Origin of the sequence: Alkalibacillus almallahensis, assembly GCF_011761495.1 — a bacterium.
GTDB lineage: Bacteria > Bacillota > Bacilli > Bacillales > Alkalibacillaceae > Alkalibacillus > Alkalibacillus almallahensis.
Genome location: NZ_JAASRU010000005.1, coordinates 135,914 through 157,934 on the forward strand (window position 1 = coordinate 135,914; position 22,021 = coordinate 157,934).

The following is a 22,021-nucleotide window of genomic DNA, read 5'->3' on the forward strand; positions in this document are numbered from 1 at the left end:
AAGCAAGATGTTTTTTAATTTTCTAAAAATATTGTTTATTGTCATTTGGCTTTATTTTCTGAATTCTTATTCGTTTATTTTATCATGGTTTATTAATTAATCAAGCCATTTTTTGTAGAAGATTTATTAAATTAGTATAATAAATTACCGACAATTAATGACAAATGAATAATCATTCACACCATTGCATGAAAAACCCTATATGGCTATAACAAACCATATAGGGTCTATTTAATTATGCTGGTTGTTCTACTTTTGCTTCTTCACCAAAGATTGAGCGTTCTAATACTTCTGCTACGTCTTGTGTGGTGACTTCTTCTTCGACTTCTTTGGCCTTTGTTCCGTCTGTTAACATCGTTAAGCAGAACGGGCAACCACTGGAAATCGTATTTGGATTCACTTCTAACGCTTGTTCTGTACGGGCTTCATTTATACGGTTACCTGATGTTTCTTCCATCCACATCATACCGCCACCAGCACCACAACACATGCCATTCTCTTTGTTTCGTTTCATTTCGACATATTCCACTCCTGGAATGGACTGTAGAATATCACGTGGTGGGTTATAAACTTCATTATAACGCCCTAAGTAACAAGAGTCGTGGAAGGTGATCTTCTCATTTACCGCTTCTTTCGGTTCAAGGCGACCTTCATTAATGAGCTCTGCTAACAGTTCGGTGTGGTGATAAACTTCAGCTTCAAATCCGAAATCTGGGTACTCATTTTTGAAAATATTATAAGCGTGCGGATCGATGGTTACGATCTTCTTAATATCATTCTTCTCGAATTCTTTGATATTCTTTTCAGCTAATTCTTGGAATAAGAATTCGTTACCCATACGACGTGGCGTATCACCAGAGTTACGTTCTTTGTTACCTAAAATCGCAAATTTAATGCCTGCTTTGTTCATCAAGCGAGCAAAGGCCATTGCAATTTTTTGGCTACGATTATCGTAAGAGCCCATTGAACTAACCCAGAATAGGTATTCAAATTCTTCGCCTTCTTTTTCTAGTTCCTTAACTGTTGGAACGTTTAACGTTTCATCTTCTTCGCGCCAATTTTCACGGTCTTTCTTTGATAAGCCCCATGGATTACCTTGGCGTTCAATGTTTGTCATCGCTCGCTGCGCCTCAGGGTCCATTTTACCTTCTGTCATCACCAAGTAACGGCGAAGGTCAATAATCGTGTCAACGTGTTGGTTCATAACTGGACAAGCGTCTTCACAGTTACGGCATGTCGTACAAGCCCAAAGCTCTTCTTCTGTCACAACATCACCAATTAATTCTTTACTTGTCACTTGACTAGATATTTGACTGTTTGGATCAACAACTTGGTTTCCTGTCGCATCAGAGAATGCATATGAAGGTACCCATGGTGTTTGACCTGTTACAGCAGCACCTTTTTCAGTTAAATGATCGCGAATTTTCACTAACACATCCATCGGCGATAACATTTTACCTGAAACAGATGATGGGCAAACATCCGTACAACGACCACATTCGACACAAGCGTATAAGTCGAGTAGTTGTAAATCGCTTAAATCTTCAACTTTTCCTACGCCAAATGAAGGTTCCTCATCTGATTCTTCCATTTCATCCATGTCAAAATTAATCGGCTCAAGCTTACCATGGTTCTTATCGCGATTGAAGTAAACATTCGCTGGACCTGCTAGTAAGTGAGCGTGTTTTGATTGTGGTACATAAACTAAAAAGGCAAGTAAAGCCACTAAGTGAATCCACCACATGACGTAGAAGAGAACGGCCGCCACAGTCGGACTCACCCACGAGAAGGCCATTGCTATAACGGATGCAACCGGCTCGGTCCATGCCGCTTCATGACCGTGCCAAATCATACCAAAACCATTACCAGCTAATACCGTGACCATCAGTGTACCGATGAAAATTAAAACTAATCCAGCTTTAAAACCGCGCTTTAAGCGAACGAGCTTCTCGATGTAACGGCGGTAGAACGCCCATACAACTGCCACTAAAATCGTTAATGTGACAAGCTCTTGGAAAAAGACGAACCCTGGATAAAATATCCCGAACGGTAAATGCGATCCTGGGTTTAACCCTTTCCATATGTAATCAATCGCTCCAAATTGCACGAGTAGAAAACCGTAAAACATCATCACGTGAATCGCGCCTGACTTGGCGTCTTTTAACAGTTTCTTCTGCCCAAATACATAAACACCAATATCTTTTAACCGTTGTTTTACGTCATGGTCAAACTCTGTTTTTCGACCCAATTTAATGTAAGCAATTCGCGTACGCACAACATTGACGAACAAGAATAATGCGTATACTGTAATCGCTAGAAATGCAACCCAATTCACCCATAACAACATTTCCATCTGTCTCCCCCCTAGTAGTATAACCTGTGACCGCTTTCATACTATACATTCTAACATGAGAGCGTCTGAATTGAACAAGTTTTCTTATAATTTATTATACACTGAATGAGCATTCAGTCAATGCCTTTTTGCATAAATCACAAGCCTTTTCGAAAACTAGTCAAGAAGGAGGAAGCTGTTTATGTGGGTGTTAATCACGATTGCTATCATTATATTAGTCACACTTTGGCTTCAAACCAGCCAATCATCTAAACCTGAACCCACCTACCCCGTTCGACAAGGCAATATGACTTTTTTCGTCAATGGGCATCGCTTGTTTCAACATTATATAGAAGATATTCGCAACGCCAAGACTTGGATTTGTGTACAATTCTTTATTATTAAAAACGATTTATTCGGCCATCACGTCTTAACAATTTTGCAGGAAAAAGCAGCTTCTGGTATTACTGTATATTTACTCATTGATCAAATGGGTTCACGAACATTAGCAAAAGATAAAATTGAAATGTTAAAACAAGCTGGCGTCCAAGTCGTTTATAGCAATCGGTTTTCGATTAAGCATCCTATTCAATCCATTAACCAGCGTAATCACCGAAAAATTACCGTGGTTGATGGACATATAGGCTATTTAGGAGGATTTAATGTAGGAAATCAATATATTAACCAAGGCGACCAATTCTCACGATGGCGTGATTATCATTTAAAATTAACTGGAGAAATTGTTGAGGACTTATCAGAGCAATTTATATTTGATTGGCAAAATAACACTTCAGAACTGATTTCCATACCAAGAAGTGAGCTAGAACGTGAAGATACTCGAATGCAACTCATTGCTTCAAGTGGTGGAACGTTAGAATCTACATTTCTACAACTCATTAATTCCGCTCAGGAGACCATCCAGATCGGTAGCCCATATTTTATTCCAAGCAAACAGCTCAAAGGTTTATTAATTGAAAAGTTGAAAGCGGGTGTTCACATCGACATCCTCTACCCACACGATTCTGATCACCCCTTTGTCAAAGAAGCATCCGCTCCCTATCTTCGTGAAATGGCCAAATATGGCGCTAGTGTTTATTTATTTTATCGAGGATTTTATCATGCGAAATCCTTGATTATTGACGGTAAAGTAGCCGATGTTGGTACAGCTAATTTCGACTTACGCAGTCTTTATTTAAATGAAGAAGTTAATATGTTGATTAAAGATGAGATCGCTGTTAAAACGATCCAAGGTTATTTTAACCGTGATCTTCGAGCGGCCATTCCTTTGTACGATGCTTGGTTTAAGACACCTAATGCATTTGTTTTCCGTATCAAAAAGTGTCTGGCTTGGGTATTGCGTCCTCTTCTTTGAATTTAGATTAAAGAAATAATTATACAATGAACCGAAATGCTCCGGAGATACAGTTCTATTAATTAATCAACGTTATGACTGATGTTTTCGTCGAAATTCAGGGTTTATCAGCGACATTACGGTTTTATCAGCGCGGTCCATGATTTATCGACGACTCTGCAATTTTATCGGCGCCATACGCAATTTATCAGCGCGATTCGCAATTTTATCAGCGACCTTCAATATATCAGCGCGATTCGCAATTTATCGGCGCTATAGCATATTTATCGGCGACCAAGTAAAAACCCGGTGAGCGTCAAAGGCTCACCGGGTTTTATTACATTTTTTCAGGTGCGTGAACACCAATTAGATTAAGCGCATCTTCAATGACAATACGCGTTGCTTGCATGAGGGCAATCCGGGCTTGAGTTAATTCCATATTTTCTGTATCAATTACTTTTTCTGCATTATAGAAACTGTGTAATTCAGATGCTAAATCAAAGACATATTGCGGAATGCGGTGTGGCATTTTTTTTGTTGCCGCTTCAGAAACCACTTGCGGATAGTCACCTAATCGCTTGAGTAAGTCAACTTCTTTCTCGGCTGTTAACAACGCTAAATCAGGTGTCGCATCAATATCCACGCCTTTTTCCTCAGCCTGACGTAACATACTACAAATACGAGCATGAGCGTATTGAACATAATAGACAGGGTTATCATTCGACTCTGAACGTGCTAAATCCATATCGAAATCGAGATGAGCATCGTTAGAACGCATGATGAAGAAGTAACGTGTCGCATCAATGCCTACTTCATCAATCAATTCTTTCATTGTCACGGCTTTCCCTGTCCGCTTACTCATCTTCACTTTTTCTCCGTTTTCGAATAAATTCACCATTTGCGTGATTTTAATATCGAGTAAATCGTCGTAACCTAGTGCTTGGATCGCCGATTTCATCCGGGTGACATAACCATGATGGTCAGCACCCCAAACATTAATTAACTGGTCAAAGCCTCGACTGATTTTATCTTGGTGGTAAGCAATGTCGGGTGTGAGATACGTATAATTTCCGTCGTTCTTAACTAATACACGATCTTTATCATCACCAAAGTCAGTTGAGCGGAACCAAACGGCCCCTTCAGATTCATAGACATAGCCACGTTCACGAAGCGCATCGACAGCACCTACTACACGATCTTCATCATACAAGGACTGCTCCGAGAACCAAGTATCAAACGGAACACGAAAAGCTTCTAAGTCTTGCTTGATTTGCTCAAGTAAATGATTGAGCCCATGTTCACGGAAAGCAGCTAGACGTTCAGATTCTTGCATATCTAAAAATTGACGACCATACTCGTCTGCTAATTGATTCGCTAAATCAATGATATCTTGACCACGGTAACCATTCTCAGGCATTTCCTTATCTTCACCAAAAGCTTGAGCATAGCGAACATCGATCGATAAGGCTAATTGATCAATTTGATTACCTGCATCGTTAATATAGTACTCGCGTTCAACATCGTAACCAGCTTTCGTCATGACATTAGCTAGAGTATCACCGTACGCAGCACCACGCGCATGGCCTAGGTGAAGCGTGCCAGTTGGATTGGCTGATACAAACTCAATTTGCACCTGTTCGCCGCCACCATCATTCGTTTCTCCGTAATGTTTGCCTTGTTCAAAGATTGTCGTTACTACATCTGTTAAATAAGACGTATCCATAAAAAAGTTAATAAATCCAGGGCCAGCAATCTCAATTGACTTAATGGATGCACCGTCTTTATTAATTTGTTCGACGATCTCTTCGGCAATAGCACGCGGTGGTTTCTTTGCGATCCGTGCTAATTGCATCGCCATATTCGTCGCGTAATCACCATGAGTTTTTTCCTTAGGTGTTTCTAAAATCACTTCTGGCATCTCGTCTTGACTAGCTAAATTAGCAGCTAATACGGCTTGTTCGATCGCTTGTTTTAACTGTTGTTCTACCTGTTCGACTACGTTCAACTCAAGCATCCTCCTCTGCGAAATTTAATTCGAGTACGTGTTCACGTGGCTCATCATCGTTTAAAGCAACATGATAATTCAAATAAATTTTCCCGGATCGATTTTCTGTTCCTTTTATATATTCCATTCGGTTCGTCGTCGTTTCCATTCTAAAATGGCCGTATGGATGACGGTACACCGTTTCTGTGCTTGTACCGATTCGAAACACTTGATGCATTTTAATAGCACCTTCGCGTTTTAATGTAATTTTATCATCAGTAATAATCATCGACGTTTTAACTGTTCCAGCGCCATCCATATTCTCATTATATTTAAGTAAATGGACTCCACCGCGCTGAACGTATGACCCTTTTTCTTCACGTTGGATCCATTCATCGGCTCCATTTGGGTCTTTAATTTCTGTATCGACCGTAATATCTACAGTTAAGGCTTGATTTGTCACGCTATTTCGACCTTCCTTCACTTACAATCATAACACTTCCAAACATATATTATAACGAATTTTATCACAAAAGAGAAGTAAAGATTCATCACACGTTTAAGCACGCTTTTAAACGCCCATACTAAACGTTGAAGGGGTGTGGTGTGATGATTAAATGGATCAAACGTTTAATGCTCTTTTTTATTATAAGTGGTTCTTTTGCTATTGGTTGTATGAGCACGATTCTGATCTGGCTTTGGCTACAAGGGGCACCGGCGATTCAATTGGATGAAAATACCGTCATTTATAGCGACGACCAAGTTATTTTAGCTGAGCAACATGGACTTAAAAGCCGTTATGCCGTCGATTTAGAAGCTATTTCACCCCATGTAACAGAAGCCGTTATCGCTGCAGAAGACCAGCAATTTTATAATCATCTAGGATTTAACCCTAAGCGTATTGCAGGGGCTGCTTATCAAAATATATTATCAGGTGATTTGAGCCAAGGGGCGAGCACCATCACCCAACAATTAGCACGGAACTTATTTCTAACACATGATAAAACATGGCACCGGAAAATTGAGGAGTTATTAATTGCGATTCGCTTAGAAATGTTTTGGGACAAAGATGAGATTTTAACGAGTTACTTAAATACGATTTATTTCGGTCACGGGCAGTATGGCATTGAAGCGGCCAGTCAGTATTATTTTGATAAATCAGCAAGTGACTTATCCGTGACTGAAGGAGCGTTATTAGCAGCCATTCCTAAAGGTCCTTCGGTTTATTCCCCTATTGATCATAAGGAACGAGCAATGGAACGACAAGAATGGATTTTAAAGCAAATGAATGATAGTCAGTTTATCAATGACGAGCAATTTGCCCAGGCGATAGAAGAACCTGTTCGTTTAACACAGCCTGTAACGAGTGAGTCGGAGCAAGGGCAATATGCAGTGGATTACGCGATTCAAAAAGCGGCTGATAAGTTAGATATCACACCAGAGCAACTCACGACATCAGGTTATAAAGTTTATACGACAGTAAAGGAACGTGCTCAGACTAACTTAGAAGAAACGTCTGAACAACACTTACCAGATGATAAGGACTTCCAAATCGGAGCGATGACACTTGATCATGAAACAGGCGCGATTGTCGCCATGCAAGGCGGGCGTGATTTCGATCAATCGACTTATAACCGATCAGTCCAATCTAAGAGAATGACAGGATCAACATTTAAAGCATTTCTGTATTATGCTGCTTTAGTTTATGGCTTCACACCCTCGACGACTCTAGAAAGTACTGAAACAAGTTTTGCTTTAAATAATGATGAACCTTATGAACCATCAAATGTAAGTGATGTCTATGCTGACAGACCTGTCACGTTATCCCAAGCATTAGCTGTTTCAGATAATATTTATGCCGTCAAAACAAATCAATTTATTAAGCCTGAGAATTTAGTAGAAGCAGCTTCATTATTTGGTATCGAATCAGATGAAGAGCCTGGTCTGGCAATGGCGTTAGGTACTGAATCGGCATCAGTTTATGAGATGGCGCGTGCTTATAGTTTATTAGCTAACCACGGTGAAAACGTGGAACCTTATATAATTGAGAAGATTGAAGATCGTCACGGAGAAGTCGTTTATGAACACGAAGCACCTGAGGAAGAAGCAGTGTTAGATGAGCGTTACGCTTTTGTATTAACCCATTTGTTAACGGGCATGTTTGATAATCGCTTAAGTGGTTATTTATCCGTAACGGGGTCACCAATTAGCCATCAACTTAATCAAGCTTATGCTGGAAAATCAGGTACGACAGACTTTGACGCATGGATGATCGGGTACAGCCCTCATTATACAACTGCGATCTGGACAGGTTATGACGAAGGTCAACCACTTGAAAGACGTTCGGAAACACAAGCAGCGAAACAGATTTGGGGTGAATACATGAACCAGCTCCATGCAGAATTACCTGCTGACCCATTTTCCGTGCCAAGTGGTGTCGTCGGGGTTGAAGTCGACCCCGTAACAGGCAAACTAGCGACCGATGCATGTGCAGAACGTGCTAGATTGACCTACTATATCGAAGGAACCGAACCCACCACTTATTGCGAGGCCCATTAAGTTTTGAAATAAATTCGGTTGTTTTTGAGATAACTCACTGAAATTATGAGATAATTCGAGCGATTAATGAAATAAATGAGGTGAGTTTTGAAATAAATTCGAGGAATTATTTCAAATCTTAAAGTTGAATATAAAAAATAGGTTAGCCGGAAAATCCGACTAACCTATTTTTTGTCCTAATAAACATGTCTTTGCCCATGTTTAATTCTATTTTACAAGGAAATGATGTTTTGCACAATCATGAGATTGATTGTTCATAAATCATTCAAAATTAAGCAAGGACTTCTTTCAGTTCATCTGAAGCTAATTCCCAATACTGTTCATTGAAGTCTTTAAGGAAATCACGTAACAATGCTTTCGAATGATCATCCATGTGTTCTAAAATGATTCGACCTTTAAGCGATTTATCCATACGATTGACATGTTCTGCCAAGATCTTATAACCACGGCGTGCTTCGCGGTCTACTTCTAAAAAGCAAGCCGCTACCCCATGATAATACGGGCCTACTTCACTTTGTTCAACAGTTACCCATACGATCCAATAAGGTTTGCCATTCGGGACTTCTTCCTTATCCGCCACGAATTTAATCCGTTTCTCGACTTCACTACGAGCATGCATGGCACCCATATCAACAAACACGCGATCTTCGTTTGGATCCACAACGACGGGCGACATGTTTTCTAAGCTGAATGCGCCAGCACCGCCACTATAGCCTGGGTGACCATCTATTGGATCATCTTTCATAATGGTAAATTGGTTCGTTTTCTTCTGATTATTTTGTTCATCAGTCATGCGTCGCACCTCCTCACATGTTTCACTTCCATTTTGCCACATTCACGCTTTTATTAAAAGCTTTGTTAAAGTCCGTTGTTGAATTGCGATCCGCTTTCGGTGGACGCTTTCCGCAGGCACGGCTCGAGCCTCCTCGGAAGAAAAGCGCTTCCTGCGGGGTCTCGAGACGCGTGCTATTCCCGCAGGAGTCGCCACCTTCGCTTCTCACAATTCAACAACTATGTGCTTCTTCAATTTATAAATACAGTACTGAATTTCAACAAAACAATTCTAAAAGGAAGGGCTATGCGAATAGGTTCCCAATCCAACTAAACAAGCTGCCAAACCAGCTCCAAAATCCGCCGTCATCCTGATCAACCTCGAAATTCGATTCTAAATAATCGAGCACTTCATCCGTATAAGGCAGTTCCTTTACAGCATCTCGGTTAAAAAAGTGCCATAACTCATCGGCCGCTTCTTGATCAATTTGATTTGTTAGCATCTCTCGTTCATCTTCGTCATCTGTAAAAACAGCATCGAATGTGTACGACAAATAAGGCATTTCGATTTTCTCGTATTCGTCCTGTACTGGATACCATTCAGCTCCCACCGCGATACGATATTGTTCCACTTTATCTGCTTCACCGTCTGCTTGTACAATCAGCGGGGAGAAAAAGGTCATCACCAGTACAACTATTAAAGTGATTTTTAGTTTATTCATCACTAATCCCCTTCACTTATTAATCTTCTTATATCATATAGCAAAATCATTCCATATGAAAAGTATTTTAATTTATCACTTTGTTGAAGTCCGTTGTTGATATTGTGATACGCTTTCGGTGGACGCTTTCCGCGGGCACGGCTCGAGCCTCCTCGGAAGAAAAGCGCTTCCTGCGGGGTCTCGAGACACTTGCTATTCCCGCAGGAGTCGCCACCTTCGCTTCTCACAATTCAACAACTAAGTACTAACCCATTCATGAATACGCTAAATACTAACAAAACCTAATTTAATTAAAACACCCTCAAAACATAGAAAAAAGCTCCCACCTTCTCGTGAGAGCTAATTGTTTAAACGACGATTTTAGTGACAGCATAAGCCACAATTGCCCAGCCAACTAAAAAGGCTAAGCCTCCAATAGGTGTGATCATGCCGAATACTTTCGCGCCTGATAGCGAATAAATATATAAACTACCAGAAAAGATTAAAATACCGACAATGAAAAACCACCCAGCGGTTTGGAACATAGTCACGTCAGATTTTAGTGCTAAAATAGCTGCGATAAAGATCGCTGTAGTATGGAACATCTGATACTGTACAGCTTTTTCCCAAGTATCCATCATTTTCGCACTTAAACGACTTTCAAGACCATGCGCCCCAAATGCTCCTAAAGCAACGGTAATAAAGCCACTAATGGCGCCGATTATTAATAATAATTTCATCTGTTAACGCTCCTTTAGAAATCAAAAATTGATTCACCGTTCGCATCACTTTCATGCCATGTCGGTTCTGACGACTTTGACGGTTGTTCAATTCCCATCATTTTAGCTTCTATTGGCGAAATGTCAGATGTTTTGCTAGATGATTGTTTAGGCTCAGGCTGAACAGAGGATTTTGTCTGTTCATCCTTCACCTCATCAGCTAACACCACATCTGCTAACGACCGAATTGCATACATTTTAGCACGTAAATCGGCTTCATTAGAAGAAGCATCAACAGATTGTAATTCAATTTTCATTTTTTCAATTATTTGTTGATAAGACACTGACATATCGATCACCACAAACTATTATAGCATAAACTTTAAATGCCCAATAGAGACGTGATCATAATAATTAATAACACAATTGGAGCAATAAAACGAATAATCGCTAACCAAATGACCTGCAGAATCGGTGTTTCAATTTCACTGAATTGAACGGCCTTCTCACGCGTTAAATACCAACCAACAAAAATGGCCATTAATAAGCCTCCAAGTGGCAAAATAACATTAGCCGTAATATTATCCATTATATCGAGAATATTATTGCCGTTCACTTGAATATGACTCCAAATACCAAAGCCTAGTGAAGCCGCAATACCTAATACGAAAATAATCGATCCAGCAATGAATGTTGCTGCTTTTCTAGTGAAACCAAGCGTTCGGTGAATGTAAGCAACGGGTAATTCGAGTAATGACAAGGCAGATGAAAGAGCCGCCATCGTCAATAACACGAAGAAGATTATACCGATGACACCACCTGCTGGCATGCTTTCAAAAATGCTTGGTAAGATAATAAACACTAATGGTGGCCCTGATTGTGGTTCTACACCAAAACTAAATACGGCTGTGAACACCATAATACCTGCAATCACAGCAAACAATGTATCTAATAGACCGACACCAACTGTTGCAGCTGGTAATTTATCTTTATCTTTCAAGTAACTGCTGTACGTCAACATGCCGCAAATCCCGATACTTAAAGAGAAAAAGGCTTGCCCTAATGCCATTAGATAAACATTGGGATCGCCAAACTTAGACCAATCAGGTGAAAATAGAAAAGCTAACCCTTCACTCGCACCGTCTAACGTAAGGCCATAACCCGCCATGAAGACCATAAGCAATGCTAACGCAGGCATCAACACATTATTGGCTTTTTCAATACCTGAACCAATACCACGCCTTACAATGACAATTGTCACAATTAAAAATAATGCTTGCCAAAATAAAGGGGCAATAGGGTTAGTAATCCAAGCATCAAAAGCTGCCCCAAAACCGCCATCCGGCTCAGTCCAAAAACTTCCTGTTATATATTGATATAAATAAAATAAAGACCAACCTGATACAACACTATAGAAACTTAAAATTAAAATACCGCCAATAACACCCATAATGCCCGTTATATGCCATTTAGTGTTAGGGGCTAATTTTTTAAACGAACCGACGGCATCCATTTTACCAGCTTTACCAATACTGAATTCTGTAAGTAATAGTGGGATTCCGATTAACAATACAAAAGCAAGATATATAAGTAAAAACGTCGCACCGCCACTTTCACCTGCAACATAAGAAAAGCGCCAAATATTACCTAAACCTACCGCTGATCCCATAGCTGCAAGCATGAAACCAAATCTTGATTTCCATTGATCATGGCCAATGCCACTTTGTTGACTCATCATGTTCACTCCTAACTCATCATTATCATTAGTTTATCATACTGACAAAGAAATATGATTGTTCATTTTACCACTCCAACCCTTTTATGTGTCAATACTTTAAACCGATAAAATTATGTCGTATAAAAATACACTGCTTAATGACCACAGACGCAGTGTATCAGGGAGTTGTTTTTATGACTAACTAATATTACTCTTCTTTTCTTGATCACACATCCAATAGACTAAATGCTTCTCTTTATCTTTTAAATCTCTACCTAATTCTAACTCGAATTGACTCACCCAACGCTCGTATTCCTTATTAATCAATCCCAAGAACCCCCTATATAACTTTCTCGTTATACTATGAAGAACACAAAATACATTATACTACAGACTTATTCACTGGTAAACAGTTTTTTGAAAATTAGCAATGTTATGTTCATATAATAAACTTTATGTTATCATTCAAATTGACAGGCAATTACTAATATTTATTTTATCTTTTTGCATGTTGTTGCATAATCATGAATGTGTCATAATGTAAGCGACTAAGGAGGTAGACTTCCATGAGCGATAATGCAATTCATATAAAGTATCATTTGAAATTTATTATCTTGTCATTGATCGGGGTTTTCTTATTCATGACACCCATTCAATACAAGGGGCAAACGAATATACCCGTTGCTGTTTTAGCTGAAGAACTTCAAGTTTTCTTAGGACATGGTACAACCTTACTTGTCTTATTATTAATTTGTATATCAGCTATCGGATCATTAATTATAACAATCACTAAGAAAAATCAAATTCCTGAAGATACATTATTAGGCCGTTTATTTAACGTTGGCCCCGTTTGGCTCACCATTCGCTTAATCGGGATGATTATCGCGATCATAACCTATTTCGAATTAGGTTGGGGAGCGATCTATAATGGAGAAAACGGTGGCATGCTGTTAAGCGACGACGGCTTGCTCAGTTTCTTATTAACTGTCTTTCTATTTGCAGGCTTACTATTACCATTACTCTTAAACTTCGGTCTAATGGAGTTAATTGGTTCATTATTCACGAAAATTATGCGCCCGTTATTTAAGTTGCCAGGTCGATCAACAGTCGATAATTTAACGTCTTGGTTCGGTGATGGCACAGTCGGTGTCCTATTAACCAATCAACAATATGAACAAGGCTATTATACAAAACGTGAAGCGGCTGTCATCGGAACGACTTTCTCTGTTGTCTCGATTACATTTACAATTTCGATCATTCAACAAGTTGATTTGATGAATATGTTCTTACCATTATACGGAACCATTTTTGTAGCTGGTTTAGTGGCCGCTTTGATCATGCCACGCATTCCACCATTATCACGGATTCCAGATGAATTATATCAAGAACAATCAGAACAACTCGACGAATCGATTCCTAAAGGCTATAACGTCTTTTCATGGGGCTATAAACAATCAGTTGAGCGCGCCAAACAGTCACCTGGTATAGCGGGTTATCTGAAGTTGGCTACTAAAAATGTACTCGACATGTGGATTGGTGTATTACCAATCGTTATGGCAGTCGGAACCATTGGGTTAGTCGTTGCCAATACGACGCCTGTATTCACTTGGCTTGGCGTGCCTTTTGTTCCACTATTAGAACTGATGCAAATCCCTGAAGCTAAAGCCGCTTCAGAAACGATATTAATTGGTTTTACGGATATGTTTTTACCGGCATTATTAATTGAGTCCGTCGCCAGTGATATGACACGCTTTGTTATTGCCGCATTGAGTGTAGTGCAGTTGATTTATTTATCAGAAGTCGGGGGCGTTTTACTCGCTTCAAACGTTCCTATTAATTTCAAACGACTGATTGTCATTTTCTTATTACGTACATTGATTACACTACCAGTCATTGTAGCCATGGCTCATATTATTTTTTAAACACAAAAGCCGGGTGATTTAAATTAAAATCACCCGGCTTTTTGTATTTCAAACATTATTTTACAACAGAAAATCATCTGATGCATATTTAAAACATTCAGCAGCGCGTTTATATTTTTTCCGTTCAAATAATAATGTGCCACATAAATAATGATAATGTTTTAACTCAACGGCTTCTCCATTCTTCTCAAAAAACGGTATAACATCCTGCTCTAAATACGCCATTAATTCTTCTTCTTGCCCATCCAGACGATAATCTAACACGCGAAATTTCATATCGTAATGTGGATGCTCATATCGATCAGCCACTAACAACCCGTTCTGGATATGTTCTTTAGCTTTCTGAGCATCATCTTCAATCATGGCAATATAGGCAAGCCAATACCTTGAATTCAAAAAATCCATTTCAATTGTATCGAAGCTCAGTGCCGTATTAAACGACTTCTTCGCTTGTTCATACTCCTGTTTGCGAAAATGAATATACCCGATGTGGTGATGGATATTTGCCCGCGTCTTATCTAACAAATGCTCCCCGTCTACTTCTAATAACTGATTGAAATATGTTTCAGCTGAATAGAAGTCTCCCACTAAACTGTAATTCAAACCCAAGACAATTTGACAATCAATCATTCGAACATAAAACAGTTTTTCTTGAAATATAGTAAAAGCCATTTGTGCATACTTATTCGAAACAACAATATTACTCATCTGGCTATAAACGGTCGCCATCGTTAAATACAATTCGGCATCAGGTTGATCTTGTGCTAGAGTGTTAGCTTCTTCAAGCTGTTCAATCGCATGACTGTACATGCCTTTTCGCTGGTAATATAGCCCTGTAAATTTGTAATAACTAAAAGCGTCACAAGCTAAATATAGCGATTCTCTTTTTTGTAGATAATCAAATTGATTGGTTGCATCTAGTAATCGATCTTTCAACAAATAATAGCCTAGTAAAGCCAAATCATATAAACATTGGTCAGATAAAGCTTCAATCTGATCAATGTCCCTAAAAATAGCAGGAGATTGTTTGTCCACTTCTATAATATGAAAAATATGTATTTCATAAAGCCACTGAGATATGGCCTTATGAAATGTAGGATCTGACTCTGCAATAAATGGTGTTGAATTCATACTTAATCGACGACAAATTGATTCGATTGTCTGTCGGTGAGGTTCAGCTTTTCCATTTTCTAATTTGCTTAAATAAGCCACCGAACAAATTTCTTCGGCTAACTGGTCCTGTGTTAGCCCCTGATTCGTTCGGTGGACTTTAAGCGCTTGTCCTAATACGCTCATCGCTTTCACCTAGCGGGGAATTGCCCACTCACCATTTTCAATAATCGGTTCTTTTTCTCCGTCAGCTGTTACACCATAAACCGTTAAGTCAGCTGAGCCAACCATGAAATCTTCATGAATGATGCTTGAATTGACACCAATTTCGCTTAACTCAGCATCACTCATCTTCTCACCGTTCTGTACATTAGTTGGGTAAGCTGAGCCTAATGCTAAGTGGCATGAAGCATTTTCATCATAAAGTGTGTTGAAAAACACTAGGTCTGATTGTGAAATTGGAGATGAATGTGGTACTAAGGCAACTTCACCTAAATATTTAGCTCCTTCATCTGAATCTAGAAGATGTCTAAAGGTTTCTTCACCAGTACCAGCTTTCATATCAACCACTTGCCCGTCTTTGAACGTTAATTCAAAATCATCGATTAAGTTTCCATTATAATTAAGTGGTTTCGAATTCTTCACCGTTCCGTTGACGCCACGGTAATCTGGAGCTGTAAAGACTTCTTCTGTTGGCATATTTGGATTAAATGAAGCACCTGTTTCTGCAACAGCTCCACCACCAGCCCAGACGTGATTTTCTGGTAATTTAACAGTTAAATCAACATAGTCTGATTGATACTCTAAATGGTCGTATTGCTTTTCATTTAAGAAATCGCGAATCTCAAATAACGTTTCGTTGTGTTTCTTCCAAGCTGCAATTGGGTCTTCTTGATCCACACGAACAATACTAAAGATTTGCTCCCATAAATCATTCACCGCTTGCTCGCCATTATCCGAGTTAAATACTTTCTTCGCCCATTTTTCAGTTGGGACTGATACGATAGACCACTGGATTTTATCGTTAATAATATACTTCTTATAATCTTTCATCGCTTCACTACGTGCTTTATTTGCTTTAGCAACGCGTTCAGCATCAATGCCTTCTAGTAAATCTGGATTAGGCGCTAAGATATTCAATACAGCACCACCATCCTGTGCATGGCCTAATACGCGCTCGATTTGCCATTTCGGGACATTTTCTAAAACGCTAAGTGGTTCACTCTCATAACGTTTACGTGTTAGCACCTCATCTGCCCAGTTGACTTGCACATTCTCAGCACCAGCTGCATAGGCTTCGTCAACCACATGGTGTACATATTCTCGCGCTTCAAGTGGTGCGTTAATTAAAAGAGCTTGCCCTTCTTGAATATTAACACCCATTTGAACTGCTAATTTTGCATACTTGGTTAATTGTTCCGACGTTGGAAAAGCCATTACTTCCACTCCTTCTTCAATGTTCGACAAATCTATTATTTCATATTTTCAAACGATTAAAAAGTTATCTGCCAAAATTTTCACCCTCATAAAGATGCATAGGGCTTCGCTTCTTCTACCCAATGACGCACACGATGATAACTCTCTTCAAAAAATGTTTCACTTAATGCCTCACGGTAAATCGTTTCAAACTCGTGTTGCTTCTCATGTAACTTATATAACTGTGTTCTCGCTTCAGCCATCTCATCTTGGTACATTTGTTTATATTTAATTAATTTTTCACGGTGCAAGGCATCAGGATGACCATCTATAAATCGTTCATAAACATCAAATATTAAATCACCTTGGCGAACGGGTTTATGTTGATGAGGAGGTGTTGCATCAAAAATTGCAAAATTAAGTTCTCGAACAATCACCATATCCAAACTGCCCGGGTCAAATCCACAGTGATACACTTCAACATCAAAGCCACGATCATGAGCTTCATGAGCAATCTTTCTTAACATCGTCGATTTTCCTGTTCCTGAACGACCTTTAATGAAATAACGATTGGTTATATCATCGGTCAAATCTAGGACATAATCTACAGGTCCATCTGGTGTCGCAGCTCCTAAATATCGATGCTTAACCGAAGCAATGCGGTCTTGCTGTTTATCTTTTAATAAGGCATCCATTAATTCAGTCGTATGTTCATTGGCTCGTCGAATATTTAAATAGTCACTATAAACTGATTCAACTTTTTCATGATGATCAAGTGCCCGTTCAAAATGCTGTATCGCTGTATAGTGAATATCATGAATCGTTTTTTTCAGATCCAACAACTGCTGGTGATGCTTATTCAATCGATTCAATTCATACCCATCACCAAAATAGATGAGATGCTCTTTTAATCCCGGAAGTGACAAACGCTTTTGTTGCATCTTCGTCCGATCAAAAATACCAATTCGGTAATCTGGTAAAATGACCGCTTCAAAACATGTTGGCATCAAATGACTTCGAACAGTCTCGACATCCGTCAAACTTGAATAATCATTTGCCAATCGCTCGAGTAATGGACTTATAATCGTTGTAAAACCACCATCTAAATAAATAACATGGTCTAATTGCTCAACTGCATTGTCATAAAACTGCACATACCCTTTTGCTGTTGTTCCACCCATGAAATAATCGAATTGTGCCATGACACCCCTCCTTCACTACTATCAACACTATATGTGAAAAAGGCTTGGCACAGAACTGATTATGATTTCATTACACTCATCATTTCATCTGTATCAGAATCATCGGGATCTTTTTTGTCACTTGCGAACCAACCTGTTACCGCAATTCCGACTAATACGGCATAAAAGATAATCTTCCAAAGCGTTGAATGAGCGAAGTCATACGGTATAATGGCTAAATCTTCATGTGCTAAGGTGATAACAAGTAATTTTACACCCACCCAACCAACAATCATAAAGGCGGCTGTTTCTAACCCTGGGCGTCGTTTAATCAACTTCACGAAATATGTGGCGGCAAATCTCATAATAATGACGCCAATCAGCCCACCAAATAAGATCACGAGAAATTGGCCACCATCCATTCCACCAATCGCTGGAATAGGCGTTGGCGGTAGTGCCATGGCGATTGCTACAGCAGCTAATATAGAATCAACGGCAAAGGCAATATCCGCAAATTCCACTTTGACGACCGTCATCCAAAAGCCTGCGCCGTCCGTTTTTTCAGCTTTTTTCTTTTTGTCCTCTTCATTGTCACGCCTTAAAATAAATTTCTTCACTAAATGATTACCCGCTATAAAAAATAAATATAAAGCTCCTAAACCTTGTATAAACCAAAAATCAACTAGCAATGAAATTATAAATAAAGATCCAACTCGAAAGATGAAAGCACCTAGTAACCCATAAAACAATGCTTTTTTCCGTTGTTTTTCAGGTAAATGTTTAACCATGATCGCCAATACCATGGCGTTATCAGCTGCTAATACTCCTTCTAATACAACTAATATAACTAATACCCAACTATATTCTAATATTAATGACCATTCCATATTTGTCGCTCCTTAATCTTAGGATCACAACGATTAGCTTATCCAGAATGGACATGTTCAATTCCTAAATACACGAAAACAGGCGATACCTATTATGGTATCGCCTGCATCGTCCACAGATTCACTCTGTTATTCGGTATATTCTGCGATTTCTTCTTCAAGCTTATCTAAAATCGCACCATCAACGGTTGATACTTCGTTTCGGTAGAATTCTCGAACTTCCTTCGCTTCTTCGCGGAAAGTTGCAACTTCTTCATCTGTTAATTCTACAACATCCGTTGGGTTTTCTTCGTCATTTTTAATTACTTCTAGATACTCTTCGTTTTGAGCTTTTTGCTCTTCGAATACCCAATCTTGCATTTCTGTTACTGTTTCTTCAACAATTGTTTGAAGTTCTTCATCCAAACCATTAAACCATTCAGTATTAACGGTTGTCATCGCCACATAGTTATTATGGTTCGACATTGTTAAATAATCTTGAACTTCGTGGAATGAAGCATCACCAATGAAGAAAATCGGGTTTTCCTGACCTTCAACGGTACCACGGTCAAGTGCTGTATATAGTTCACCCCAACTCATTTCTTGAGGATTCGCACCATATTGTTCATAAGATTCCATAATTAATGGTGACGTTTGAACACGCATTTGGAAGTTTTCAAAGTCTTCTGGTGTTTTTAGTGGGTGATCGTTAGACGTCCACTGCATAGCACCTTCTGACCAGTAAGCTAGTGGCGTAATACTATGCTCCTCATACTGTTCACGTAAATCTGTATTTAACGCTTCACTATTGTTTAAAATTTCTTGTGTTGTAGCTTGATCTGTTGGGAACAAGAACTGTAAAGCAAATAATTGGCCTTCATCGACCATGTTTCCTGTGAAACCTGGTGACATAACAGCCATTTCAACTGTACCTTGCATCAATTGGTCGACTTGGTCTGTTTCACTACCTAGTCCACCAAATTCATACGGCTCAACTGTGATCGCGCCATTTGTCTTTTCAGAAATACGTTTACCAAACTCTTCTGCATACACATACTGAACTTGGCCTTCAACTTCTTCTGTTACAAAGCGCCACGTATCTTCTTCAAATTCAGTGTCACCACTGTCACTACCGCTATCGCTACTTCCTTCACTATCAGATGATTCTTCTGTATCACCTGAACCATCCCCTTCACTACTTGTGTCGTCACCGCCGCCACAAGCAGCTAATAAACCTAATGTTAAAAAGATCATTAAAGCTAAGATAAAACTTTTCTTGTTAAAAATGATCATTACCCCCTAAATTGTAATTATATAGTGTTTTAAAGATTCTCTTACTCTGGTACAAGTGCAAGAGAAATCTGTGGAAACAAGATCAATAAGACTGAAATAGCAATCATCATCAGTATATATGGTGGCGTGCCTTTAATAACTTCCATATACGGCTTATTAAACACGGCACTCGCTGTAAATATATCGACCCCGAATGGTGGTGTCGCTGAACCTAATGCCGCCTGGAATGTGATAATGATACCTAAATGAACTAAATCGATATTCGCCGCTTCTGCCGCAGGTAAAAAGATGGGTGTTAAGACTAAAATCACCACGATTGGGTCCACAAACATACAACCTACGAAGAAGAAAACACTGACGATTACTAAAACATATATAGCTGATGGATCAGATCCTAAAACTGCATCTGTTAACATTTGTGGAATGTTTTCTAAGTTAATTAAAAAGGTGAAAACTTGCCCACCAGCAACTAGTATGAAGACAACCGAAGTAACTAACCCGGTTGATAAAGCTATACTAGGAATTCGTTTAATATGAATCGAACGATAAATAATTACTTCTAATAATAAGGCATATATTACCGATACTCCTGCTGCTTCAGTCGCAGTAAAGTAACCTGAGTAAATACCACCGATAACTAAAATTGGAAAGCCTAATGGTAAAAGAGCCTTGCGAAATGTTTGAAAGCGTTCTTTCCAATCTGCTTTAGATGCTAAAGGTATATCTTTAACTTTGGCATAAAGGATGCTGTATGTAGCGAAAGCTAAAAAGACTAATATACCCGGTAAAATACCAGCTAGAAATAGATCACCAATCGATTCTTTTGACGCTAAACCATAAATGATCAGACCAATACTCGGCGGAACGAGTAATGCCACGTCACTAGCATTAATAATTAAGGCCATAGCGCTCGAATCTTTATAACCAGCCTTTAGCATACGTTCGCGCATCGGACGACCAATGGCAACAACTGTCGCTTGCGTTGAACCAGAAATGGAGCCAAACATCGTACAAGCCGCAGCTGTTGTAACGGCATACCCACCGCGAATATGGCGAACGAATGAACCAACAAAATCTAGCAATCTCTCAGATGTTCTACCTGATGTCATAATATCGGCCGCAAAAATAAACAACGGCACACATAAAAGTTCGTAAGTCTCAATTCCAGTAATTAATTGCGGCACCATCATCGATGTATCCAAAAGTGGTGAATAGAAGATCGCCACAATGAAAGGTGCAATAATTAACGGAATCATCATTGGAAAATTAAGCATCAAGAGAACAAACATTATTCCAAGTAGCGCTGTTAACATAGCTTGTTCCTCACTTTATATTTTATAGTTGTGTGCTTTCTTCTTCGTCACGCTGTTCAGGATCCGTATCATTATAATCCTTTGCATCAGTCCCGATATAGACTTCCTTATTAATTAAATTCACAATTAGATTACGTAAGAACTGAATCGCTCCAGTTAAGAAACCCAGTGGAATGAATAAATATAACCACCACTGCGGAACTTGTAAGGAAGTAGTCGTTCTACCAGACTCAATCACTGTGAGCATGTATTCATAAGATACGTAAGACAAATAAAATAAAATTCCTGAAGTGACAGCTGGAATAAAAATCGCCATCGCCTTTCGAACTTTCCATGGCACTGTATCGTAAATGGCTGACATACTAATATGTCGACCTTTACGAGCAGCATAGCTAATCCCCATAAATGTAGCGATGACAACCGCGAATAAAGAAACTTCTGCATGGAACCATATGCTTGGGCCAAAGAATTCCCGACTAATCACATTACCGCCGATCATGACAGCAATAACAATAATTGCAGCACTTAAGATAAATTCTTCAAGCTTTAGAAAAGCATAATCTATTGCACGCAGACCTTTACCAATTGCTTTAAACACTGGATTTTGCCAAAACGATTGCTCTTTCACGTTGTTCCTCCTCAATTGGTCGGCATCAAGGCGAGCTTGACTCACCCTAAAATTTTCATTGGTAAACAACTTATTGAAAAATCTAGTTACATTTTGTAATTAAAAAGTCATACTAAAATATTATCGAAGAAAAATGGTTTGCTACAAACGCTGAATTT

Annotated in this window: 19 protein-coding genes; 3 read left to right on the forward strand and 16 right to left on the reverse strand. The window is 39.1% G+C overall.

The window, feature by feature from the left end; all coding sequences use genetic code 11:
* Positions 1 to 235: 235 nt before the first annotated feature.
* A complete protein-coding gene (locus tag FHR85_RS06180; RefSeq protein ID WP_167261997.1) occupies positions 236 to 2,353 on the reverse strand; it encodes a (Fe-S)-binding protein in 2,118 nt (705 codons plus the stop codon).
* 181 nt (positions 2,354 to 2,534) lie between these two features.
* On the opposite strand from FHR85_RS06180, the gene FHR85_RS06185 reads away from it, so the two are divergent.
* Positions 2,535 to 3,704 carry a phospholipase D-like domain-containing protein gene (locus FHR85_RS06185; RefSeq protein ID WP_167261998.1) on the forward strand — a complete coding sequence of 390 codons (1,170 nt, stop codon included), beginning with the start codon at positions 2,535 to 2,537 and terminating at the stop codon, positions 3,702 to 3,704.
* A 316-nt stretch (positions 3,705 to 4,020) separates the two neighbouring features.
* Here the strand turns inward: FHR85_RS06185 and argS are convergent, their stop codons facing one another.
* Together argS and FHR85_RS06195 are read right to left on the reverse strand one after the other, a co-directional pair.
* Complete coding sequence (gene argS, locus FHR85_RS06190; RefSeq protein WP_167261999.1) at positions 4,021 to 5,688, reverse strand: arginine--tRNA ligase; 1,668 nt, start codon at positions 5,686 to 5,688, stop codon at positions 4,021 to 4,023.
* Between the two features lies 1 nt (position 5,689).
* The gene (locus FHR85_RS06195; protein ID WP_167262000.1) at positions 5,690 to 6,130 is read right to left on the reverse strand and encodes a DUF1934 family protein; all 441 of its coding nucleotides are present in this window, start codon (positions 6,128 to 6,130) and stop codon (positions 5,690 to 5,692) included.
* Between the two features lie 146 nt (positions 6,131 to 6,276).
* Between FHR85_RS06195 and FHR85_RS06200 the strand changes: the two genes are divergently transcribed.
* Entirely contained in the window at positions 6,277 to 8,226 is a 1,950-nt protein-coding gene (locus FHR85_RS06200) for a transglycosylase domain-containing protein (RefSeq protein WP_167262001.1), read from the forward strand.
* A 271-nt stretch (positions 8,227 to 8,497) separates the two neighbouring features.
* Here the strand turns inward: FHR85_RS06200 and FHR85_RS06205 are convergent, their stop codons facing one another.
* From FHR85_RS06205 to FHR85_RS14480, 6 genes are all read right to left on the reverse strand, one after another.
* The gene (locus tag FHR85_RS06205) at positions 8,498 to 9,019 is read right to left on the reverse strand and encodes a YwhD family protein (protein WP_167262002.1); all 522 of its coding nucleotides are present in this window, start codon (positions 9,017 to 9,019) and stop codon (positions 8,498 to 8,500) included.
* Between the two features lie 283 nt (positions 9,020 to 9,302).
* Entirely contained in the window at positions 9,303 to 9,719 is a 417-nt protein-coding gene (locus FHR85_RS06210) for a hypothetical protein (RefSeq protein WP_167262003.1), read from the reverse strand.
* Between the two features lie 347 nt (positions 9,720 to 10,066).
* Positions 10,067 to 10,438 (reverse strand): DUF423 domain-containing protein, encoded by a 372-nt coding sequence (locus tag FHR85_RS06215; RefSeq protein WP_167262004.1) that lies wholly within the window; start codon positions 10,436 to 10,438, stop codon positions 10,067 to 10,069.
* 14 nt (positions 10,439 to 10,452) lie between these two features.
* Positions 10,453 to 10,767, reverse strand: coding sequence for a YwdI family protein (locus FHR85_RS06220; protein ID WP_167262005.1), 315 nt, complete (start codon positions 10,765 to 10,767; stop codon positions 10,453 to 10,455).
* Between the two features lie 32 nt (positions 10,768 to 10,799).
* Entirely contained in the window at positions 10,800 to 12,152 is a 1,353-nt protein-coding gene (locus FHR85_RS06225; RefSeq protein WP_167262006.1) for a sodium-dependent transporter, read from the reverse strand.
* Positions 12,153 to 12,332: 180 nt separating this feature from the next.
* On the reverse strand, positions 12,333 to 12,461 hold the full coding sequence (locus tag FHR85_RS14480) for a hypothetical protein (RefSeq protein ID WP_279588348.1): 129 nt from the start codon (positions 12,459 to 12,461) through the stop codon (positions 12,333 to 12,335).
* Positions 12,462 to 12,700: 239 nt separating this feature from the next.
* Between FHR85_RS14480 and FHR85_RS06230 the strand changes: the two genes are divergently transcribed.
* Positions 12,701 to 14,056, forward strand: coding sequence for a YjiH family protein (locus FHR85_RS06230; RefSeq protein WP_167262007.1), 1,356 nt, complete (start codon positions 12,701 to 12,703; stop codon positions 14,054 to 14,056).
* A gap of 60 nt (positions 14,057 to 14,116) precedes the next feature.
* Here FHR85_RS06230 and FHR85_RS06235 read toward each other — a convergent pair whose 3' ends face one another.
* The 7 genes from FHR85_RS06235 to FHR85_RS06265 all read right to left on the reverse strand — a co-directional run bounded on the left by FHR85_RS06235 (position 14,117) and on the right by FHR85_RS06265 (position 21,863).
* Positions 14,117 to 15,352, reverse strand: a complete 1,236-nt coding sequence (locus FHR85_RS06235) for a helix-turn-helix domain-containing protein (RefSeq protein WP_167262008.1) — start codon at positions 15,350 to 15,352, stop codon at positions 14,117 to 14,119.
* 9 nt (positions 15,353 to 15,361) lie between these two features.
* A complete protein-coding gene (locus tag FHR85_RS06240; RefSeq protein WP_167262009.1) occupies positions 15,362 to 16,603 on the reverse strand; it encodes an aminopeptidase in 1,242 nt (413 codons plus the stop codon).
* A gap of 86 nt (positions 16,604 to 16,689) precedes the next feature.
* On the reverse strand, positions 16,690 to 17,784 hold the full coding sequence (locus FHR85_RS06245; protein WP_167262010.1) for a hypothetical protein: 1,095 nt from the start codon (positions 17,782 to 17,784) through the stop codon (positions 16,690 to 16,692).
* Positions 17,785 to 17,843: 59 nt separating this feature from the next.
* Positions 17,844 to 18,650 carry a TerC family protein gene (locus tag FHR85_RS06250; protein ID WP_167262011.1) on the reverse strand — a complete coding sequence of 269 codons (807 nt, stop codon included), beginning with the start codon at positions 18,648 to 18,650 and terminating at the stop codon, positions 17,844 to 17,846.
* Between the two features lie 129 nt (positions 18,651 to 18,779).
* Positions 18,780 to 19,922: a DctP family TRAP transporter solute-binding subunit gene (locus FHR85_RS06255; RefSeq protein ID WP_167262012.1), complete on the reverse strand. Its 1,143-nt coding sequence runs from the start codon at positions 19,920 to 19,922 to the stop codon at positions 18,780 to 18,782.
* 41 nt (positions 19,923 to 19,963) lie between these two features.
* Positions 19,964 to 21,235, reverse strand: coding sequence for a TRAP transporter large permease (locus tag FHR85_RS06260; protein WP_167262013.1), 1,272 nt, complete (start codon positions 21,233 to 21,235; stop codon positions 19,964 to 19,966).
* 22 nt (positions 21,236 to 21,257) lie between these two features.
* Positions 21,258 to 21,863, reverse strand: coding sequence for a TRAP transporter small permease (locus tag FHR85_RS06265; protein ID WP_341770937.1), 606 nt, complete (start codon positions 21,861 to 21,863; stop codon positions 21,258 to 21,260).
* Positions 21,864 to 22,021 lie beyond the last annotated feature (158 nt).

Excerpts from the sequence above, each read along its gene's own strand:
- FHR85_RS06215 (WP_167262004.1), bottom strand. The coding sequence starts at position 10,438 with ATGAAATTATTATTAATAATCGGCGCCATTAGTGGCTTTATTACCGTT.
- FHR85_RS06230 (WP_167262007.1), top strand. The coding sequence starts at position 12,701 with ATGAGCGATAATGCAATTCATATAAAGTATCATTTGAAATTTATTATC.
- FHR85_RS06240 (WP_167262009.1), bottom strand. The coding sequence starts at position 16,603 with ATGGCTTTTCCAACGTCGGAACAATTAACCAAGTATGCAAAATTAGCA.
- FHR85_RS06225 (WP_167262006.1), bottom strand. The coding sequence starts at position 12,152 with ATGAGTCAACAAAGTGGCATTGGCCATGATCAATGGAAATCAAGATTT.
- FHR85_RS06220 (WP_167262005.1), bottom strand. The coding sequence starts at position 10,767 with ATGTCAGTGTCTTATCAACAAATAATTGAAAAAATGAAAATTGAATTA.
- FHR85_RS06235 (WP_167262008.1), bottom strand. The coding sequence starts at position 15,352 with ATGAGCGTATTAGGACAAGCGCTTAAAGTCCACCGAACGAATCAGGGG.
- FHR85_RS06185 (WP_167261998.1), top strand. The coding sequence starts at position 2,535 with ATGTGGGTGTTAATCACGATTGCTATCATTATATTAGTCACACTTTGG.
- FHR85_RS06210 (WP_167262003.1), bottom strand. The coding sequence starts at position 9,719 with ATGAATAAACTAAAAATCACTTTAATAGTTGTACTGGTGATGACCTTT.
- FHR85_RS06200 (WP_167262001.1), top strand. The coding sequence starts at position 6,277 with ATGATTAAATGGATCAAACGTTTAATGCTCTTTTTTATTATAAGTGGT.
- FHR85_RS06250 (WP_167262011.1), bottom strand. The coding sequence starts at position 18,650 with ATGGAATGGTCATTAATATTAGAATATAGTTGGGTATTAGTTATATTA.
- FHR85_RS06205 (WP_167262002.1), bottom strand. The coding sequence starts at position 9,019 with ATGACTGATGAACAAAATAATCAGAAGAAAACGAACCAATTTACCATT.
- FHR85_RS06260 (WP_167262013.1), bottom strand. The coding sequence starts at position 21,235 with ATGTTAACAGCGCTACTTGGAATAATGTTTGTTCTCTTGATGCTTAAT.
- FHR85_RS06245 (WP_167262010.1), bottom strand. The coding sequence starts at position 17,784 with ATGGCACAATTCGATTATTTCATGGGTGGAACAACAGCAAAAGGGTAT.
- FHR85_RS06180 (WP_167261997.1), bottom strand. The coding sequence starts at position 2,353 with ATGGAAATGTTGTTATGGGTGAATTGGGTTGCATTTCTAGCGATTACA.
- FHR85_RS06255 (WP_167262012.1), bottom strand. The coding sequence starts at position 19,922 with ATGATCATTTTTAACAAGAAAAGTTTTATCTTAGCTTTAATGATCTTT.